Below are 452 nucleotides of genomic sequence, written 5' to 3'. Positions count from 1 at the left end.
TGGTGTCACCATCACCCTCTATCGCGGGCAACACAGTTGCTTTCCGGCTTTGTCGGATCTTTCTAACCGCGTTCCCGGAGACCAGGATCTCCTATGGATTGCCCTGTGCGGCGCCAGCGATGCGGAGGTCGCCCGTGTGTGGGGGGCACTGGACTTGGGGGAGGGATCGCTGCCGACCGGGCCGATCGCTACCAATCCCCGTTTGGAGAAGTTCGCCAACCATTTCATGGCGCGGGTGGTTGCCGTTCTACCCGGGGCGAACCTCGACTTTAGGGGGGGCGTCCTCACCATCGTGGCAGGACCCAACTTCGTCGTGACCCATCACGCCGAGGACATCGAGTTCTTGGCGGCGATGCGGGCCAGAGAGCCCGAAACGGACTGCGATATCGGTTGCCTGGGTGAGGCGAGTTTTGTCGCCGCACTGCTGGGCTGGCACCTGTCGACGTATTTCT

1 protein-coding gene is annotated in these 452 nt (G+C 62.4%); it reads left to right on the top strand.

The window, feature by feature from the left end; all coding sequences use genetic code 11:
* On the top strand, nucleotides 1-452 hold a 452-nt coding region (locus KVS69_RS18805), incomplete at both ends, for a CorA family divalent cation transporter (protein ID WP_217539492.1).

Source organism: Stenotrophomonas sp. GbtcB23, from assembly GCF_019091045.1.
Lineage (GTDB): Bacteria > Pseudomonadota > Gammaproteobacteria > Xanthomonadales > Xanthomonadaceae > Stenotrophomonas > Stenotrophomonas rhizophila_A.
Note: the sequence above shows the minus strand (reverse complement) of the source record. Positions and strands in the feature narration are given on the sequence as shown.